The sequence below is a fragment of the Mucilaginibacter sp. P4_G9 genome, from assembly GCF_056400985.1.
In genome coordinates, this window is the sequence record NZ_JBFUKF010000070.1 from 1 (window position 1) to 18,363 (window position 18,363).

Here is an 18,363-nt window from a genome sequence, read left to right on the forward strand (position 1 = left end):
TCTTTATACAGGTTGATCTGTTTTACAGATCTTTTTAAACGATTATACATTACCTGTTCCGATTTAGTTAGCGGACGGGTAGCAGGGTTTGTATCCTGTTTTATATTGTAATCCAAGCCAAAAGCATCCAAAACGGCCTTAATGGCCTTCTCGGTTTTTTTGTCGTCAATATTTACAGTCAGCGTAGTCATAATATGCGTTTGTATGGTAAAATTACAAAATGATATCAAATATTAAAAGCATTATTATTCGTTATAACCCTCGGCAATAAGTTTTTCCATTCAAAGAGGCAAAGTAAAAAATCAAAATCCTCAGCACCTTTGCGCAAGATTAAATTTTATGCATTTTCCCTTTAAAGTCTTTTCTAAATTATCAGCATAAATAATTAAAAGTCAGCAAACTGTAAACTCGATAATTAATTGAATATAAACAACCAAACAAAGTAAAACCGATTTGGATATTGCTAAATATTTTAGGATTTTTGCACTTTGGAAAAAAACCATGGTCAATAGTCCATAGACCATGATAATTTCATGACTGCTATGGACCATGGACTATTAACTATTATGAGTAAAGAAGCAGAAAAAGATCCGTCAAAACATATCATCATAAAGGGGGCACGTGTTCATAACCTTAAAAATATGGATGTGGCTATCCCCAAAAACAAGTTGGTTGTAGTTACGGGCATGTCGGGTTCGGGCAAATCGTCACTTGCTTTTGATACCCTTTATGCCGAAGGCCAGCGCCGTTATGTGGAGAGCCTTTCCTCGTACGCACGCCAGTTTTTAGGCCGCATGAACAAGCCCGATGTGGATTACATTAAAGGCATTGCCCCTGCTATCGCTATTGAGCAAAAGGTGATCACTTCAAACCCACGCTCAACTGTAGGCACCTCAACCGAGATCTATGACTACCTCAAACTGCTTTTCTCGCGTATAGGCAAAACCCTTTCGCCGATATCGGGCCTGCCTGTAAAAAAAGATTCGGTGACCGATGTAGTTAATTTTATATTATCGCTGCCCAATGAAACCCAGGTAACTTTATTAGCGCCATTATACCCGCACAATAACCGCAGCTTAAAAGAAGAGCTTGCGGTGTTAATGCAAAAAGGTTTTGTAAGGGTTGAATACCGGGGCAAGCYATCAAAAATTGAAGCCTTGTTAGAAGATGCCAGCATAGTTGATGATGGCTCATGGCTTATTGAGGAGGCGAAAGGCGAAAGCCTGAAGGTGAAAGGAAGCTTAAAGGCGAAAGGCGAAAAGCAAAATGAAACCGAACAGCTCACCACTCACCAGTCATCACTCACCACCTATAACGCTGTACGTATTGTTGTTGATCGGATCAGCAAAAACGAAGAAGATGAAACCGTAAGCCGTTTAGGTGATTCCATACAAACGGCGTTTTTTGAAGGCAAAGGCGATTGCTACGTGCGTTACCAGGAACCCGAGGCTGATACAGAGCAAGAACGCTTTTTTTGCGATCGTTTTGAACTGGACGGAATTAAGTTTGAAGAACCCAGTCCAAATTTTTTCAGCTTTAATAACCCTTACGGCGCCTGCAAAAAATGTGAAGGCTATGGCAAGGTTATTGGCGTTGATGAGGACCTGGTGATCCCCGATAAAAGCAAATCAATATATGAAGKCGCCATTGCACCTTGGCGTGGTGAAAAAATGCGTGAGTGGAACGATAATTTAGTAAGGCATGCCCTCAAATTCGACTTCCCTATACATCGCCAGTATAACCAGCTTACCCCCAAAGAGCAAAAGCTTTTGTGGACAGGCAATAAATTCTTCCGCGGCCTTAATGAATTTTTTAAGGAGATGGAGGAGCAAACCTATAAAATTCAATACCGTGTTTTGCTGTCGCGATACCGGGGTAAAACCACTTGCCCCGAATGTATGGGCAGTCGTTTGCGCCAGGATGCCTCATACGTAAAGATCAACGAACGCTCAATAACCGATGTGGTATTGATGCCCCTGGATAAAGCGCTGGGATTTTTCGAGGGTTTACAATTAAACGAAACTGATGTAAAAATTGGCAAGCGTTTATTAATGGAGATCACCAACCGTTTGGTGTTCCTGAATGATGTGGGCTTAAGCTATTTAACACTTAACCGTTTATCAAACACACTATCGGGCGGCGAATCGCAACGAATTAACCTGGCCACCTCTTTAGGCAGTAGCCTGGTGGGCTCGGTATATGTATTGGATGAACCAAGCATCGGCTTACACCCACGCGATACTCAACGGTTAATAGGTGTGCTTAAATCCCTTCGGGATGTAGGCAATACCGTTTTGGTGGTTGAACACGAAGAAGAGATTATGAAAGCCGCCGACCATATCATTGATATTGGTCCCGAAGCGGGTACGCACGGCGGCGAGCTGATATTTACCGGCACTTATGATGAGATTATAAAGGACCATAACAGCCTGACGGGCAGATACCTGAGCGGAAAGGAAGAAATTGCCATACCTGCCACGCGCCGCAAATGGAATGATTTTATTGAGATAAAAGGCGGGCGCGAAAACAACCTGCAACAGGTTAACGCTAAATTCCCGTTGGGCATATTTACCGTGGTTACAGGTGTATCCGGCTCGGGCAAAACAAGTTTGGTTAAACGCATCCTGGCCCCTGCGCTTCAAAAAACACTGGGTAATTATTCTGGCGAACAAACCGGATCATACGATAGCATTGATGGCGATTACGCAAAAATTGAACAGGTGGAGCTGGTTGACCAAAACCCTATCGGCCGTTCATCGCGCTCAAACCCGGTTACCTATGTAAAAGCCTGGGACGAGATCCGTAACCTGTATGCTGCACAACCTGCTGCCAAGGCCGCTGGGTTAAAGCCGTCTGCATTCTCGTTTAACGTAGAGGGCGGCCGCTGTGATGTTTGCCAGGGCGAGGGTGAGGTGAAGATAGAGATGCAGTTTATGGCCGATATATTTTTAACCTGCGAAACCTGTGGCGGCAACCGCTTTAAACAGCATATACTTGATATTACCTACAACGAAAAAAACGTAGCCGAAGTGCTGCATATGACCATTGATGAGGCTCTGCAGTTCTTTGCCAAAGAGCCTAAAATCATCTCCAAAATAAAACCTTTGGTTGATGTTGGTTTGGGATATGTGCAATTGGGCCAGTCGTCTAACACACTTTCGGGCGGCGAGGCGCAGCGCATTAAGCTGGCATCGTTCCTGGTAAAGGGTAACAATACCCATAAAACACTTTTTATATTTGATGAGCCCACTACCGGGCTGCATTTTGCCGACATCAAAAAACTGCTTAAATCGTTTGATGCGCTGTTGGAACATGGTAACACCATTATTGTAATTGAGCATAATATGGATGTTATAAAATGTGCCGACTGGGTTATCGACATTGGTCCCGAAGGCGGCGACCGTGGCGGTAAAGTTGTATTTGAAGGCGTCCCCGAAGCACTTATTAAAGAGAAGAAATCACATACCGGGCATTATTTAAAGGAGCGGTTTGGGAAGTAAGGTCATTTGATTTATATGAGAACCGGGATTGAACAGATTTTTCGGATTATGGGATTTTCTTTATAGAGGCGCATATTTGCGCCTCTAACTATATCCAGGGATCATTCCAGGTTGGATACACATGCGGCAGACGGAATTATATGCCATTCTCCCTTCACTCATTTCAGCTTATATTTTATTTTGATATTCCGATCAGGAATATTTACATTTACTCTACAAAGCCTAAATATTCTATATCTTCCTTTTAAACAAGCGCTTAGCTTGCATATTTTTCTTTTTTTGTTAACCAATAACCTTTAAGATCATGTCAGGTACAAAAGAATTTTATGACGATGTCCGCCCGATGTTTGGCGGTCATATGGCACAAAGCCAGATTGATGGTATCGAAACCATATTAAAAGCTACTACAGATGCCGGTATTACTGATGAACGCAAAGTGGCCTACATGCTGGCTACCGTTTTTCATGAATGCGCCAAAAGAATGCAGCCCATAAACGAATTTGGCAAAGGCGCCGGGCACCCTTATGGCGAAAAGTTTAAGATGGGTGGCGGCCCCGGCCATCGCATCCCTTACAGCACACCCGATAAATTATACTATGGCCGGGGCTATGTACAGTTAACCTGGTATGAAAACTACGAAAACATGGGCCGGCTGCTACACATCGATTTACTTAATAACCCCGAAATGGCTTTAGAGCCCTCGATAGCCGCGGCCATCCTGGTAAAAGGAATGACCGGTGGTTTATTCACCGGTGTTGGTTTGGGTAAATATTTTAATGATAAGGTTACCGACTGGGTAAACGCCCGCAAAATAATCAATGGCCTCGATGCTGCCCAAACTATAGCCGGCTACGCGCAGGTATTTTACAAAGGTTTAACCGAAGAGGTTGCTATGGCTTGATGAAGGGCGTAGTTGCGGCACGAAGCACTCCCCAACTCACAGCTACCGTGTGAACGCATCTTTATAATAAAAAAAAATGTCATTTCGAGAGAGCTTGAGGGGGAAAGAGCACGGGCGCGAAAGAGAAATCTTCGGCGATATGCATAGTTGTATAGCATATCGCCGAAGATTTCTCCTCATCCCAGCGCTCATCCCCACCCGGTTCGTTCTTATGACAATCGGTTTTAAGTATCGATAGAATATAAAAGATGTGTACACATAGTAAGACTTACTGACTCAATATCATAGAGTTAAACTTCGTAAGTCTTTAGCCGACCAAACTACTTACCACCCGTTTTAACATACATGTAAATAATACCGCCAATAACGGTAATGGCCAGTACAATAAGCCCGGTAACGCCCTTTTTTTTATCCTGGCGCATAAGCCAAACTAAAAATGCAACCAGCGGCAGTACAAATACCGCCCAAAATATCAATGATGGAATGTTCATATAGCTCAAGCCCCCCAACCCCCTAAAGGGGGAGTTTTTTTAATTAATTATATAGTTAATACCTCCTGTTCCCCTTTAGGGAGCCGGGGGCTAAAATATCATCCTCGCCATAGGTGCAACCTGCTGTCCTACAAAGTCTCCTTTTAAATATTTATAGTAACCGGCAATAGCAATCATGGCAGCATTGTCTGTACAGTATTCCATTTTAGGGATAAAGCTTTCCCAGCCATTCTTTTCGCAAAGCGATTGCAGGCCTTGTCTTAAACCTGTATTGGCCGATACTCCACCCGCCAAAGCCAGCTGCTTTATGCCATGCTCCTTTGCCGCTTTTTGAAGTTTGTTTAGTAATATGGTAACAATCCGCATTTCTACAGAGGCGCAGATATCCGGCAGGTTCTGGCTGATAAAATCAGGATTTTTAGCAACATTATCCCTTATAAAATAAAGTATAGCTGTTTTTAAGCCGCTAAAGCTAAAATTAAAGCCGGGGATCTGCGGCTCGGGGAATTTATAGGCATCCGGGTTACCCAGGCGCGCGTATTTATCAATCAGCGGTCCGCCGGGATACGGCAAGCCTAAAATTTTGCTGGTTTTATCCATAGCCTCACCGGCGGCGTCATCTAAAGTTTGGCCGATGATCTCCATATCAAAATAATCCTTCACCAGTACTATTTGCGTATGCCCGCCAGATACGGTGAGGCATAAAAACGGAAATGTCGGCTTATGATCGCCAATAAAATGCGCCAATATATGGGCCTGCATATGGTTTATTTCAACCAGCGGAGCCTTTTGAGCCAGCGCAAATCCCTTGGCAAAGGATACCCCGACCAATAGCGAACCTAAAAGTCCCGGACCGCGCGTAAAAGCTACCGCATCAATATCATTTTTGTTTACTTTTGCGTTCAATAACGCTTGTTGAACAGCCGGAACAATATTTTGCTGATGAACCCTTGAGGCAAGCTCAGGGACCACACCGCCGTATGCTTCGTGAATGCTTTGATTGGCAATAACATTGCTCAATATTACACCATCAACGCAAACAGAAGCCGAGGTATCATCACATGAAGATTCAATTCCTAATATTACAGGCACTTTTTTAAGTCAAAAGTCAAAAAGTAAAAGTCAAAAGACCTTTATTATTGACAGATTATAAATTAAATTCAGAAAGTAAAACTTTTCGGGCGTTTTTGAATTTTTACTTTTGAATTTTTAATTAAACACAAAGTTATTAAAAAAGCACTCAAAATAGTATTCGGGCTGGTGTTGTTGATATTATTGACACTAAGCATACTTTTATTGGCTTTTCAATATAAACCCGTGCAAACATGGGCCGCAAAAAAAGCGACCAAATATTTGTCGGATGAGTTGCAAACCACTGTTGATATAAAAAGTCTGTATTTAAGACCTTTTTCATCGGTTGTGCTTGAGGGGCTTTATATATTGGATAAAAAAAAGGACACCCTTTTAAGCACGCCCAAATTGGTTGTTGATATTAATGGCTTCTCGCTGTTTAACAGCTTAAAAACACGTGTCATCAATTTTGAATCGATAGCGCTTGATAACGGCTCCTTCTACCTCAAAAAACAAAAAGACAGCACCACCAACCTTAAATTTATTATTGATTACTTTAGCTCAGCCGCTACCCCCAAAACAAAAAGCAAACCCTGGACGCTTAATTTTGACAAGATCACTATCAATAACTTTCATTTCAGGTATAAAAACCAGTTGGTTGATACAGTAATGCCCCAGGTTAACTTTGAAGATATTGATGTTAAGCATTTCAGTACAGTGGTGCTGGGGATGGACCTTAAAAACCACTTGTTTAAGGCCAATGTACAAAAACTAACCCTACAGGAAAAAAGCGGGTTCTCCGTTAAAAGCTTACGCTCCAACATCACCATTKATACCAACCAGATACTGGCGCAAAATCTTCATATAAAAACAGGGCACTCCGATTTGAAGGATTATTTCAGGATGCGGTTTAAATCATTTGATGATTTTGAAAGGTTTACAAGCAAGGTTTATATGGATGCCGATTTTAAATCATCACGTATATCATCGACAGATATAGCATACTTCACCAGCGGACTTGAAAAGGTAAGCTTTGACCTTGGCTTAGAAGGGCGGGCCAGGGGGCCTGTAAGTAACTTAAAATCCAAAGGGGTTACCATTACCGGCGGGCAGGCTACTTTTATAAAGGGCGATTTTAATTTAAGGGGATTGCCCGATTGGGATAATACTTTCCTTGAACTGAAGTTTGAGCAGATAGCTTCCAATAAAAAAGATATTGATTACCTCATCAGCCATTTTTCGGGTCAGCCAAACCTTAAGGCGCCTGATATTATAAACAAATTTGGCAATATCAACTTTACCGGCAGGTTCACCGGTTTACAAAATGACTTTGTAGCTTATGGTATTTTTAAAACCAAACTTGGCCGGTTCGATTCGGACATTAATCTTAAGATAGATAAAAAAGGCAAACCCAGCTACAGCGGTAAACTGAACGCCTTCAACTTCGATCTTGGTACGTTGCTTGACGAAAGCACTGTTGGCCGCACTACCTTTACATCAAACATACAAGGTAGCGGCGACGAACTTAAAACCCTGAGCGAACAAGGTGATGCCCGGATTAAATACATCGATTTTAATAACTACACTTATAATAACCTTAACATTAAAGGCTCTTTTATAAAAAAACTGGCAGACGGGCACATCACCATCAACGATAAAAATGTAAAACTCGACCTTAAAGGCAAGGTTAATTTAAACCCCGAGCTACCATCCTATGATCTTACGGCTACCATTAAGGATGCCAAATTAAATGCTTTAAAACTCATAAAGGACACTATTACCTTAAGCACCCAGTTAAAAACCAAATTTTCTGGTAATGACCTTAAGAATTTGCAGGGAAGTATTTTATTATCCCCTATCAGGATTATTGACCCGAGAAATAATTACCTGGCCGATTCATTGTACCTATCGGCCAACGGCCAGGGCAATGCAAGAGAAATAGCCTTGAAATCCGACTTTGCCGATGCCAATATCAAAGGCAGCTTTGACCTGGCCACCTTGCCGTCGTATTTTAAAACCATTGTTAAAAAGTATATCCCCTCTATAAAAACCACTATTGTACCACCAAAGCCCGAGCAATTTGATTTTAATCTGTCAATTAAAAAGCTCGATCCGCTTATGGCAATATTTTTACCAAAACTAACATTTCCTGATCAGGGTACTTTTACCGGGCAATTTGATTCAAGAAATAAAACGGCAACCTTATCGGGCTATATCAAAACCATAAAATATGGTAAAACCGTTTTTCATGATTTTATTATTGATGAGAGCACTGCCGACAGCCTGCTGGGCGTCAACCTTTCATTAAGCAGGGTTGATCTTACAGACAGCCTGTTTATAAAAGACATCAACATTACCAACTTCCTAAAAAACGACAGCCTGAACTTTAACATTAAGCTATCGGATAAAAACGCGGTAAATCAGCTGGATCTTTACGGCCTTGTTGAATTTGGCCGCGATACTACAGCCAAACTAAAATTGCTGCCATCAGATATTATCCTGGAGAAAGAAAAATGGAAGATACAGGAACAGGTGCGCATCCGCCTGCTTGATGGTAAAACCCAGGTATCGGGCTTCGAGCTGTCAAACGGCATACAAAAGGTACGCATAAACGGATTCATATCTGATAATCCTGCCGATGAGCTTAAACTTTCGTTCGAAAAGTTTAACATGCGAACGCTTAACCAGCTTACCAAAACATCGGGTATATTTTTAAAAGGCGCGCTTAATGGCGATGTTAAAATGACGGGCATCACCAAATCGCCGGGCGTCGACGCGCATTTATCCATCGATTCGCTTACCATGAACAAAACCCTTATTGGTGATGTAAAACTGGTATCAACCCTTGGCAACGACCGCAAACAGGCAGATATGAAACTTAATATCGTAAATCGCGGACTTGAAACCATGAATCTTTCGGGAATTTACGCCTTTGGAAAGGATACGGAAGATAACCTGGATTTTGATGTGAAAATGAACCAGACAGAAGCCATCATTTTTGAACCATTTATAAAAGACCTYGTATCTGATGTAAAGGGAAACATATCTACCAACTTAAAACTCACAGGCAGCCCCTCAAAACCGAAACTTAATGGCGATGTTACCCTGGTAAATACAGGTGTTACAGTTAATTATTTAAAAACGGCCTACACTGTAAACACCAGGGTAAATGTGGAAAATAGTGTTGTTAAAATCAACGATATGGTGCTAAAGGATAAACGCGGTGGTACCGGCACCGCTAATGGAACCGTTGATTTAAACAACCCATCAAACCCCGATATTGAAGTGGATTTAAAAGCGGTTAACCTATTGGCACTTAATACAACCTTTAAGGATAACCATATTTACTATGGCACTGCTTACGGTACGGGCAACTTTAGCTTTAAAGGCCCGGTTGATAACATGAAAATTGATATTACCGCCCGCACACAGGCCGGTACTATTTTTAACATACCGCTCAATACATCGTCAACAGCAAGCGAATATGATTTTATAAAATTTGTGAGCCACAGCGATACCGCAAAGGTTGTTGCTAAGGAACGCGCCTTTAATGGTGTTACCCTTAATTTTGACCTAAGCGCCGACGAGAAGACCGTTGTGAGGATAACTACTGATTATGGTCAGCTGGAAGGAAGCGGTGTGGCCAATAACCTTAAGCTAAACATTAATAGCCTGGGCGATTTTGAAATGTATGGCGACTTTTTGATAACCACCGGTAAATTTGAGTTTACGGCCAAAAACTTTATCAGTAAAAACTTTACGGTAAGCCAGGGTGGTACCATCAGGTGGACAGGGAACCCTGCAAACGCCGAGATAAATCTGAAAGCCTTATACGAAGTACGTACAAACCGGGCGCCGCTTTATACAGCCGCGGGCCTGCAATCGGCAAATACCAACCAGGTACTGGTGCAGGCAGAATTGATCCTGACCAAATCATTATTACAGCCAACTATTGATTTCGACTTTAACTTCCCTACAGATCCATCTGTTAAGGACGATTTGGCAACCTATCTTTCGGATGCCAATAACCGTAGTCAGCAGGCTATCAGTATTATTGTACGCCGAAGCTTTAACTCGGGTAATAACGGCAGTTTAACCAACCAGGTTATAAGTACAGCAGGCGAGGCTGTGAGTGAGTTTGCCTTCAATAAGCTGAATAGCCTGATAGCTCAATCAAACGTTAAGAACTTCGATTTAAATATCCGCTCGTTCAACGAAGCCAGTGCATCAGTGAGATTTTTTAACAGCAGGTTATCTTTTAACGGAAGCTTGTTTACCAATACGGGCTCAAATGATCTTTTTAATAATAATACCAGTCTTTTCAATCAAAAATTTGATGTAATTACAAAAGATTTTGAGGCATTATACCAGATAAGGAAAGATGGCAACCTTACTGCAAGATACTCTTACAGGGTATTGAACAGCACAACGCTAAACAGCCTCACTACTACCTTGCAGCCCCAGTATGTTAACGGAATAGGTTTGGTGTATCAAAGAGATTTTGATACGTTTAGAGAGTTTATCCGTAATCTTTTCCGCAGTGGCGGCAGGCGTCGCCAGGCCCCGCCCCCCCCATTACCGGTAACCAATCCAAACCCGATAGTTACAAAACCCGATGATGAGGATTAATTTCAGATGTGCAGATTGATGGAGGATGTAAACATGTGCAGATTAATAACGATCAATCATCATCTGCATTTTCATTCATCTGAAATCTGCACATCTGAAAATTAGTGATCGCGCATAATAGCGTGATCCATTTTATCGCGTTTGGTGCGCAGGTATAATTCATTATGCGGGTTTGACGCAATTTCGATAGGGACATTTTCAACCACTTCTAATCCGTAGCCAATTAAACCAGCACGTTTTTTAGGGTTGTTGCTCATCAGCCGCATTTTTGAAATACCCAGGCTACGCAAAATCTGCGCGCCAATACCATAATCCCGCTGATCCATTTTAAAGCCAAGCTTAACGTTGGCTTCAACGGTATCATAACCATTTTCCTGCAGGTGATAGGCTTTCAATTTGTTGATTAAACCAATACCACGCCCTTCCTGGTTCATATAAATAACCACGCCCTTGCCTTCTTTACTTATCATCTCCATAGCCTTATGCAGCTGCGGACCGCAATCGCAACGGCAAGAGCCAAAAATATCCCCGGTAACGCATGAACTGTGTACGCGGGTTAAAACAGGCTCACCGGGCTCCCACGTGCCTTTTACAAGGGCAAGGTGATGTTCGCCGGTATCAACCTGCGTGTAGGCTATCATTTCAAAATCGCCCCACTCAGTTGGCATTTGTACCGATACTTCCTTTTTCACCATTGTTTCGGTGCTCAGGCGGTAAGCTATCAGGTCTTTTATAGAAACAATTTTCAGGTTAAACTCTTTTGCCATCACCAGCAGATCAGGCAAACGGGCCATATCACCATCCTCCTTCATAATTTCACATATTACGCCGGCGGGTTCAAACCCTGCCAAAACAGCCAGGTCAATAGCAGCTTCGGTATGGCCGGTCCGGCGTAAAACGCCGCCATCCTGGGCAATCAGCGGGAAAATATGCCCGGGCCTGCCCAGGTCTTCCGGTTTGGTTAAGGGGTCAATTAAAGCCAAAGTGGTTTTTGAACGGTCGGTAGCCGAAATGCCTGTTGTACAGCCATGCCCCAGCAGATCAACAGAAACGGTGAAGTTCGTTTCGTGCGAGGTGGTATTATGGCTCACCATGGGTTCAAGATCAAGCTCACGGGCCCGGCTCCTGGTAATAGGTGCGCATACCAGGCCGCGGCCATAGCGTACCATAAAATTTATAGCTTCGGGGGTGGCATTACGTGCTGCAGTTAAAAAGTCACCTTCATTTTCGCGATCTTCATCATCAACTACAATGATCATTTTACCTGCCTGTATATCTTCGATAGCTTCTTGTATTGTATTTAACATTGTATGTGCATTACGTATGGCAAGCTAAAAAGGCTGCCACGGTATATTTAAAGTTTAAACAAATTTAAAGTATATTAAAATGATTCTGGTCGGTGGTATGTAAAATCATCTCCTTTAACTTTTTATGAGAAGAAGAATGAAAAGGTAAAAGATAAAGGACGAAAAAACAGAGGCAGGTCATCTCAACTTTTTCTTTTAGCCTTCCATCCTTTATTTCAAATGCTTTTAAGCTGTTTTACGTTTAAATATCTTGTTAAAAAACCGCTTGTAAGCTTCCATATCAAATAAAGCAGAATCGGTTGCCGCCTTGTATGACAGGAACAGTCCTATTGGCGTTAACACGATTATGGCAATCCACATCCCAAAAAAGGTAGAAACATTACCTGCTTTTACAGATTTTTCGCCAATGGTTGATATGATATAATAAATCAGGAAAAACACCACCGAAATTACAACCGGCAAACCCAACCCACCTTTACGAATTATAGCCCCCAGTGGCGCGCCTATTAAAAACAAAGCGATACATGCTGCAGACAGTGTGAATTTTTTTTGTACCTCAGACGCATATCTGCGAATGGTCATGGCATCGAAATTATATTTTTCGGTGCGGTTTTTTAGCACATCCTTTATTGAACGCACCTCGGATGCGGCGCTTGACAGGGTCATTACCTGGTCGCTAATTGTCATGCCTTTTAGCAGATCCTTATCGGCAGGTATATATTTTATTTTTTTATCCGGCCTGGCAGGCATGTTGAAATACTTGATATAAGGCGTAACAAGCTTATAATTCATAACAACAGCAGCATCAACAGCACGCTGGCTCGAGTCGATAAATTTTCTTAACTGCTTTAAATTCATCATTTGCGATGCTTGCTTAAACTCGTTTTCATCGGTACGGGTAAGTTTAAAGCTTGATAAGTCAAACTTTTGCTCACTCTCTTTAAACCGGAAACGGGTTAAGCGCTGGCGCATATTATAATTAGCCCCATCGCTTCTTGACTCCACATAGTTTACCCCATCTTTTAGTTTTAAAACAAGGTATTTATCGCCCATAGTGCGAAACATGGTACCCTCGCGGGCCAGGGTAACTTCTGTATTGTTTTCCTCCTCGTTTTTTTTGTATATCATGATGTCATACAAGCGCTGCCCATCAGGATCTTTCCTTTTTACCCTGATGGTATAGCCCGGAAAACTTGCACTAAAAACTCCCTCGGGCAACAAATCGGCCGATTTTTGCTTACGGGCATCGTACAGCAACGAAAAATATTTAAGATTTGCTACCGGCAGCATATAATCAGAAAAAAAGAACGCCGCAGTACTTAATATGGATATAATAACAATCATGGGGTACATTGCCCGGCGTAATGAAATCCCTGCAGCTTTAATGGCTACCAGTTCATAATTTTCGCCAAGCGCGCCATAGGTCATGATGGTTGAAAGCAGTACAGATAGCGGAAGAGCCATAGCCACATTGGTAGCCGAGTTATACATCATCAGCTCAAGAATGGTGTACCAGGCAAAGCCTTTGCCTATCAAATCGTCAATGTATTTAAACAAAAACAGCATCAGCAATACAAACATTACAATGAAAAGCGTAACTGCAAAAGGCCGTATAAATGATTTAAGCAGTAAAAGATGGATCTTTTTCATCGGGGCAATTTGTATTTAACAGGATTTAAAACCGCATACTAATGCAGGTTAATTTTCATTAACGCAAAATTAGCGTTTCGCAATACAAAATTAGCTAAAATTATATGGCCTTAAGCGCCCAATACACTTATGAGGTAATCGATCTGGTTATCCCAAATAAGTTTACGTTCAGAAATCAGGTCTTCGGTAGCAAAATCCGTAATAGCCAGCGCAACATCATTGGTAAGCTCATCCTGCAAAATTTCCATCTCAAAATAGCATTGCGGTTCGTCATCCACCCACTTAAATCTTACCAGCTTGTTTTCTTTTACAGTAATAAGTTTTGCTTTTTGAGGTTCACCGTCCCAGGTAAAAGTATAAACCTGGTCGCGTATATTTACATCATCGGCAAACCATTGTGCTAACCCGTTAGGTTCATTTAAAAAAGTGAACAGTATTCTTGGAGATGATTTTATCTCATATTCTATAGTAAATTTCTTTTTTTCGGACATCGAGGTTTATACTTGAAAACGGGTTAAGCCGTAAATGTTAACATTTTTTCTAAAGAAAACGAATTTCTGCTATATTTGCAAACCTTTTTAAGGATGGCGATTGTTTTATAAACATAGCCGCTCTTTTTAATAACCATTAAAAGAGCGTATTAAACTAAAAAGGGAATACAATAGCTCAGACCCGGGCTTAAAAATAAACGGCGGGGTAGCTCAGATGGTTAGAGCGTAGGATTCATAACCCTAAGGTCGGCAGTTCGATCCTGCTCCCCGCTACTAAGACAGAAAACGGCCTTGAAATGCATATTTCAAGGCCTCTGTTTTTTCAACAAATCGCTATCGTGCTGAAAATCAATACAATATCCAGCTCGATCCTGCTCCAGTACCTAAAGCAAGAATGCTTTTGAAACCAACTATCCACTATTTTATACTAGTTTATTTTTCAATCAATTAACTTACTTCTTCTTCGTTTTTTAACAGTTCGATATTTTTCATCAAAACTATCCTCCTTAGATGTTTGTTCTATTGTCAATTTCGCTAAATGTCTCATGGCTGAAAGGATAGCTTTTGCTTGTTCTACAGTCACAATTGTTCCTTTTTTCTTCAGTATTTCGACCGCTTCTTCCGGCGTGTAAGGTTGCTTTGCCATAGTATTTAAAACGAGTGATGAACATATATTCTAAAACAACGCTACACTAAAATTATTGATTGTTACATTTTAAAATAGATGATTAATCTATTACTGGGGTATGATGACGGATTATTGCGACTACCGCTGTAGCGAACAAACTGAAGCAAATTGTGAGAGAAGATTTTCTTAGATCTAAATAAACCGGAGATTCTGTTGAATGAGTGACTAAGACTATCCATTTGTTATAGAAGCATTTAACATAATAACGATTGCTGTTTAACCACGCTTTTCAATTTCCTTTTTAACCTCTTCTATTAATTGCTGCTCTGTAGGTAAATATAATTTATACTCACTTGCAAAAATGGTTTTGTTATTTTCCGGAAGGGAGATTTTTACAACCGCATTGTTCTTTTCTGCACATAATAAAATACCGATGGTTGGATTTTCAAAGTCTTTCTTTTCATACCGGTCATAGTAGTTCACGTACATTTGTAGCTGACCAATATCCTGATGGGTGAATTTTGTGGTCTTTATCTCTATGATTACAAAGCATTGCAGCAGCCGATTGTAAAAAACAAGATCAATAAAGAACTCATCGCCTTCAATATGCAGCCTCTTTTGCCTTGCGACGAATGCGAAACCGTTACCCATTTCTAATAGAAAATCATGCAAATGTGTAATGATAGCTTGCTCCAGGTCCTTTTCATAATAGGATGCTTCGCGATGCAATCCTAAAAACTCCAGGTACATGGGGTCTTTGATGATCTCTTTAGCATCAGACGGTTGTTTCTCATTTCGCGCTACAGCCAATACACTCTCCTTGTCATTACTCATTAACAACCTTTCCCACAAACTGCTATGGATTTGGCGTTCTAACTGGCGTACGGTCCAATTATTCTTAATGGTTTCAGCTATATAAAAATCGCGTTTATCCTGGCTATCAAGCCTGATGATAACTTTATATTGGCTCCAACCCAATTGCGAATACAGTGTATTCGCAATTGGGAACGTGCGATAAAATTGTCGGAATAGTTCTATCTGCCGTTTCGAGAATCCACTACCGTATTCCGGCTCTAATTGATCAGCAATAAATTTAGTTAGGTAATTGCCGTAATCCGCACGCTCTTTCCCTTGTTGTTCTTCTTCGAAAATGCGTTGTCCTATTTGCCAATACATTAATGTACGCTCATGATCAACCAGCCTGATCGCTTTGTCTTTAGCATCATGAATAATGGCTTGAATATCAGTTATGACAGATTGATTAATAAGCATTGTACAAAGAATTATGGGTTCAATCGTAAAACTACAAAAATAGAGGATGCATTTGGGCGTTTCGGAGATATGTTACACCCTATTCCGTGGCAACACTGACCACCTGTTTGCTGGCAAAGAAATGCAGCTCATGCTTTAGCAGCATAAACAAATATAATTATTTACCGATTTCCATTTAGCCAGCAGCCGCTCAGGCTATAACATCTTTATTTTTTTTGAAGTTTAATATTTGAGGTATGTCCTTCTGGTGATGGCCGTTTATCGCCTTAATAGAGGCATTCCAGAGTGACTTCGCATACATAATGAGGCTCCCGGTCAACTCGTCCCTCCGGCAACGGCATCTGGCATTTAAACAGGATCGCCGATATCGAAAGCATAAAACAAAAAAGGGGGTGGTCAGTTTGATCCGGAATGAGGTGGTCACTTTGGTCCGGAATACCCTGGTCACTTTAAATCGGAATCAGGTGGTCAGTTTGAGCGGAATCTCCACAAACGCTCCAACTCTTCCACAAATTGGTTCGAAAATCTTTTATCTTCGGCTACATTGGCAGAAGGCCCCTTGAAAAAAGGGGCTTTTCTTGTATTTCACCCTCCTGTTTACTGCATACGTTTTATATTCACCTGCTTTTAACCAGATCTACATCGGCTATACCTCCGATATAGCTAACCGCTTACTTTCCCATAACGAATTAGCCACGAAAGGGCACACCATAAAGTACCGTCCGTGGGTTATTGCATACACTAAGGTCTATTCAACAAAAGCCGAGGCGATGAAAAGGGAAAAGTAATTAAAATCTGCAAATGGCAGAAAATTCATTTGGGATATTATCAAAACAAATTTTCTAGTTCAGATGATTAAGTACTTGCGTTTTCTCGGAGAGGACGTTTAGGCCACGCATAATGTCAAGATTTTATTTACAAAGTTTACATTTTTATTTACAATCCAAATTCGTTGCGCCGAAAAATAGCAAAGTAGATTCGCTGAATCAATGCTAATAGGATCAATTAATAAAAAATTATGAAATACATACACGTATATGCTTTGTTCTTAATGTTTGTTTTTCTCACTTCCTGTGGACAAAACCAAACAAACGTACCAAAGGATAATATCAAGCCCGAAATTAAAGACATAGGGCCTAACATAATGGTTCGTGTTATAAAAAAAGGCAGAAATGGCACCATTTTGATTGCTGGCCCGAACAACTCATCATTTGGTGATGTTTTTCGATACGATGGAAAATCTTTTACTAATCTCACAAGTAAAATAGGTTCGCACCGATTCTGGGACGTCCTGGAAGATCGACGAGGAAATATTTGGTTCACTTCTACTGATTCAGGCGTTTATTATTACAACGGGAAATCCATTCAACATTTCACTACCACGGAGGGACTTGCCAATAATCGGGTTATGTCTGTTTATGAAGGTAAAGCCGGCATTATTTGGTTCGGCACCGGAGGTGGAATAAGCCGTTACGATGGGAAATCTTTTCGAAATTTTAAAAATCCGAACCCCTCGCGTTTTTTTAAAGGAGGAAATTGGAATAATGATATTACTACAATCATTGAAGATAAAACCGGGAAATTATGGGTTGGCACAAGAGGCGACGCCTTTGTTTATGACGGAAAAACATTTGCCCCGTTAATCCATAAGGGCAAAACTTTTACAAACGTTTGGAGTATAATCGAAGATAGAAAAGGCAATATTTGGCTTGGTGATGTGACCCATGGCCTTTGGCGCTATGACCCTTCGACTGAGCTCAGGGCAGGCACTGGTACCTTTACTAATGTATCGGAGAGGGGTGCTTATGCTATAATCGAAGACAAAAAAGGAAACATCTGGACTACAGGTCCAGTAAATTCTGCTCATGTGGCGGTCTGGGCACTTTCCCGTTATGATGCAATGTCCTTGTATAGTAATAAGCCCACCGTAGCCGAAATTATGTCAGGAGATGCTTTTTTGGGTCTCTTGGAAGCTAACGATGGAAGTATTTGGTTTGGATCTGCGACCGGAGTTTATCGTTATGATGGAAAGACCATCACGGACTTTTATAGTAAAGAGGGTCAGAAAAAATACATCATAGATACGAAGCAAAGTGTTATAATATGGAAAGGTTCTATGCTACTTGGTACATGGGAAGGTTCTATGTTTCTTGGTGATGGTACAAGTACAGGGGACGTTGATATATTAAAAGGAGAATTGTTGATCGAAAACCGTCATCTGGTGGGCGGTGCAGTTGAAGTGGACATGAATACGATTGAACAAAAATTTGATGATCAGCGTCCACACAATAAATTACCTCCATTTTTTGATGTCAAAAAATTCCCTGTTTCTACATTCGCAATTACGAAGGTTGAAACAGTGAATGATGGAAAAGTTACAGGGAACGGGAACATGACCATTGAAGGTATCGCAAGTATAAAAG

Annotated in this window: 13 protein-coding genes and 1 tRNA gene; 6 read left to right on the forward strand and 8 right to left on the reverse strand. The window is 41.2% G+C overall.

Annotation, left to right across the window (positions count from 1 at the left end; genetic code table 11):
- A partial coding sequence (locus AC1DPZ_RS08795; RefSeq protein WP_477402613.1) for a hypothetical protein occupies positions 1-191 on the reverse strand: 191 nt, incomplete at its 3' end.
- A gap of 375 nt (positions 192-566) precedes the next feature.
- Here AC1DPZ_RS08795 and uvrA point away from each other — a divergent pair.
- Together uvrA and AC1DPZ_RS08805 are read left to right on the forward strand one after the other, a co-directional pair.
- Complete coding sequence (uvrA, locus tag AC1DPZ_RS08800; protein ID WP_477402614.1) at positions 567-3,500, forward strand: excinuclease ABC subunit UvrA; 2,934 nt, start codon at positions 567-569, stop codon at positions 3,498-3,500.
- A 304-nt stretch (positions 3,501-3,804) separates the two neighbouring features.
- Positions 3,805-4,401 carry a glycoside hydrolase family 19 protein gene (locus AC1DPZ_RS08805; protein WP_477402615.1) on the forward strand — a complete coding sequence of 199 codons (597 nt, stop codon included), beginning with the start codon at positions 3,805-3,807 and terminating at the stop codon, positions 4,399-4,401.
- A gap of 320 nt (positions 4,402-4,721) precedes the next feature.
- Here AC1DPZ_RS08805 and AC1DPZ_RS08810 read toward each other — a convergent pair whose 3' ends face one another.
- Together AC1DPZ_RS08810 and tsaD are read right to left on the reverse strand one after the other, a co-directional pair.
- Positions 4,722-4,892 carry a hypothetical protein gene (locus AC1DPZ_RS08810; protein WP_177183727.1) on the reverse strand — a complete coding sequence of 57 codons (171 nt, stop codon included), beginning with the start codon at positions 4,890-4,892 and terminating at the stop codon, positions 4,722-4,724.
- 90 nt (positions 4,893-4,982) lie between these two features.
- Positions 4,983-5,984, reverse strand: a complete 1,002-nt coding sequence (gene tsaD, locus AC1DPZ_RS08815; RefSeq protein WP_477402616.1) for a tRNA (adenosine(37)-N6)-threonylcarbamoyltransferase complex transferase subunit TsaD — start codon at positions 5,982-5,984, stop codon at positions 4,983-4,985.
- 225 nt (positions 5,985-6,209) lie between these two features.
- Here tsaD and AC1DPZ_RS08820 point away from each other — a divergent pair, with 225 nt between their 5' ends.
- On the forward strand, positions 6,210-10,592 hold the full coding sequence (locus AC1DPZ_RS08820; RefSeq protein WP_477402617.1) for a translocation/assembly module TamB domain-containing protein: 4,383 nt from the start codon (positions 6,210-6,212) through the stop codon (positions 10,590-10,592).
- 101 nt (positions 10,593-10,693) lie between these two features.
- On the opposite strand, the gene AC1DPZ_RS08825 is transcribed toward AC1DPZ_RS08820, so the two are convergent.
- The 3 genes from AC1DPZ_RS08825 to AC1DPZ_RS08835 form a co-directional block, all read right to left on the reverse strand.
- Positions 10,694-11,899, reverse strand: a complete 1,206-nt coding sequence (locus tag AC1DPZ_RS08825; protein ID WP_477402618.1) for a bifunctional 3,4-dihydroxy-2-butanone-4-phosphate synthase/GTP cyclohydrolase II — start codon at positions 11,897-11,899, stop codon at positions 10,694-10,696.
- A 225-nt stretch (positions 11,900-12,124) separates the two neighbouring features.
- Positions 12,125-13,549, reverse strand: coding sequence for an LptF/LptG family permease (locus AC1DPZ_RS08830; RefSeq protein ID WP_477402619.1), 1,425 nt, complete (start codon positions 13,547-13,549; stop codon positions 12,125-12,127).
- Positions 13,550-13,659: 110 nt separating this feature from the next.
- Positions 13,660-14,040, reverse strand: coding sequence for an START-like domain-containing protein (locus AC1DPZ_RS08835; protein WP_477402620.1), 381 nt, complete (start codon positions 14,038-14,040; stop codon positions 13,660-13,662).
- Between the two features lie 199 nt (positions 14,041-14,239).
- Here AC1DPZ_RS08835 and AC1DPZ_RS08840 point away from each other — a divergent pair.
- Positions 14,240-14,313, forward strand: a tRNA-Met gene (locus AC1DPZ_RS08840).
- Positions 14,314-14,479: 166 nt separating this feature from the next.
- On the opposite strand, the gene AC1DPZ_RS08845 is transcribed toward AC1DPZ_RS08840, so the two are convergent.
- Positions 14,480-14,686: a hypothetical protein gene (locus AC1DPZ_RS08845; protein ID WP_477402621.1), complete on the reverse strand. Its 207-nt coding sequence runs from the start codon at positions 14,684-14,686 to the stop codon at positions 14,480-14,482.
- Between the two features lie 258 nt (positions 14,687-14,944).
- Complete coding sequence (locus tag AC1DPZ_RS08850) at positions 14,945-15,940, reverse strand: PDDEXK nuclease domain-containing protein (protein ID WP_477402622.1); 996 nt, start codon at positions 15,938-15,940, stop codon at positions 14,945-14,947.
- 578 nt (positions 15,941-16,518) lie between these two features.
- Between AC1DPZ_RS08850 and AC1DPZ_RS08855 the strand changes: the two genes are divergently transcribed.
- Complete coding sequence (locus AC1DPZ_RS08855) at positions 16,519-16,728, forward strand: GIY-YIG nuclease family protein (protein WP_477402623.1); 210 nt, start codon at positions 16,519-16,521, stop codon at positions 16,726-16,728.
- A 230-nt stretch (positions 16,729-16,958) separates the two neighbouring features.
- A partial coding sequence (locus AC1DPZ_RS08860; RefSeq protein WP_477402624.1) for a two-component regulator propeller domain-containing protein occupies positions 16,959-18,363 on the forward strand: 1,405 nt, incomplete at its 3' end.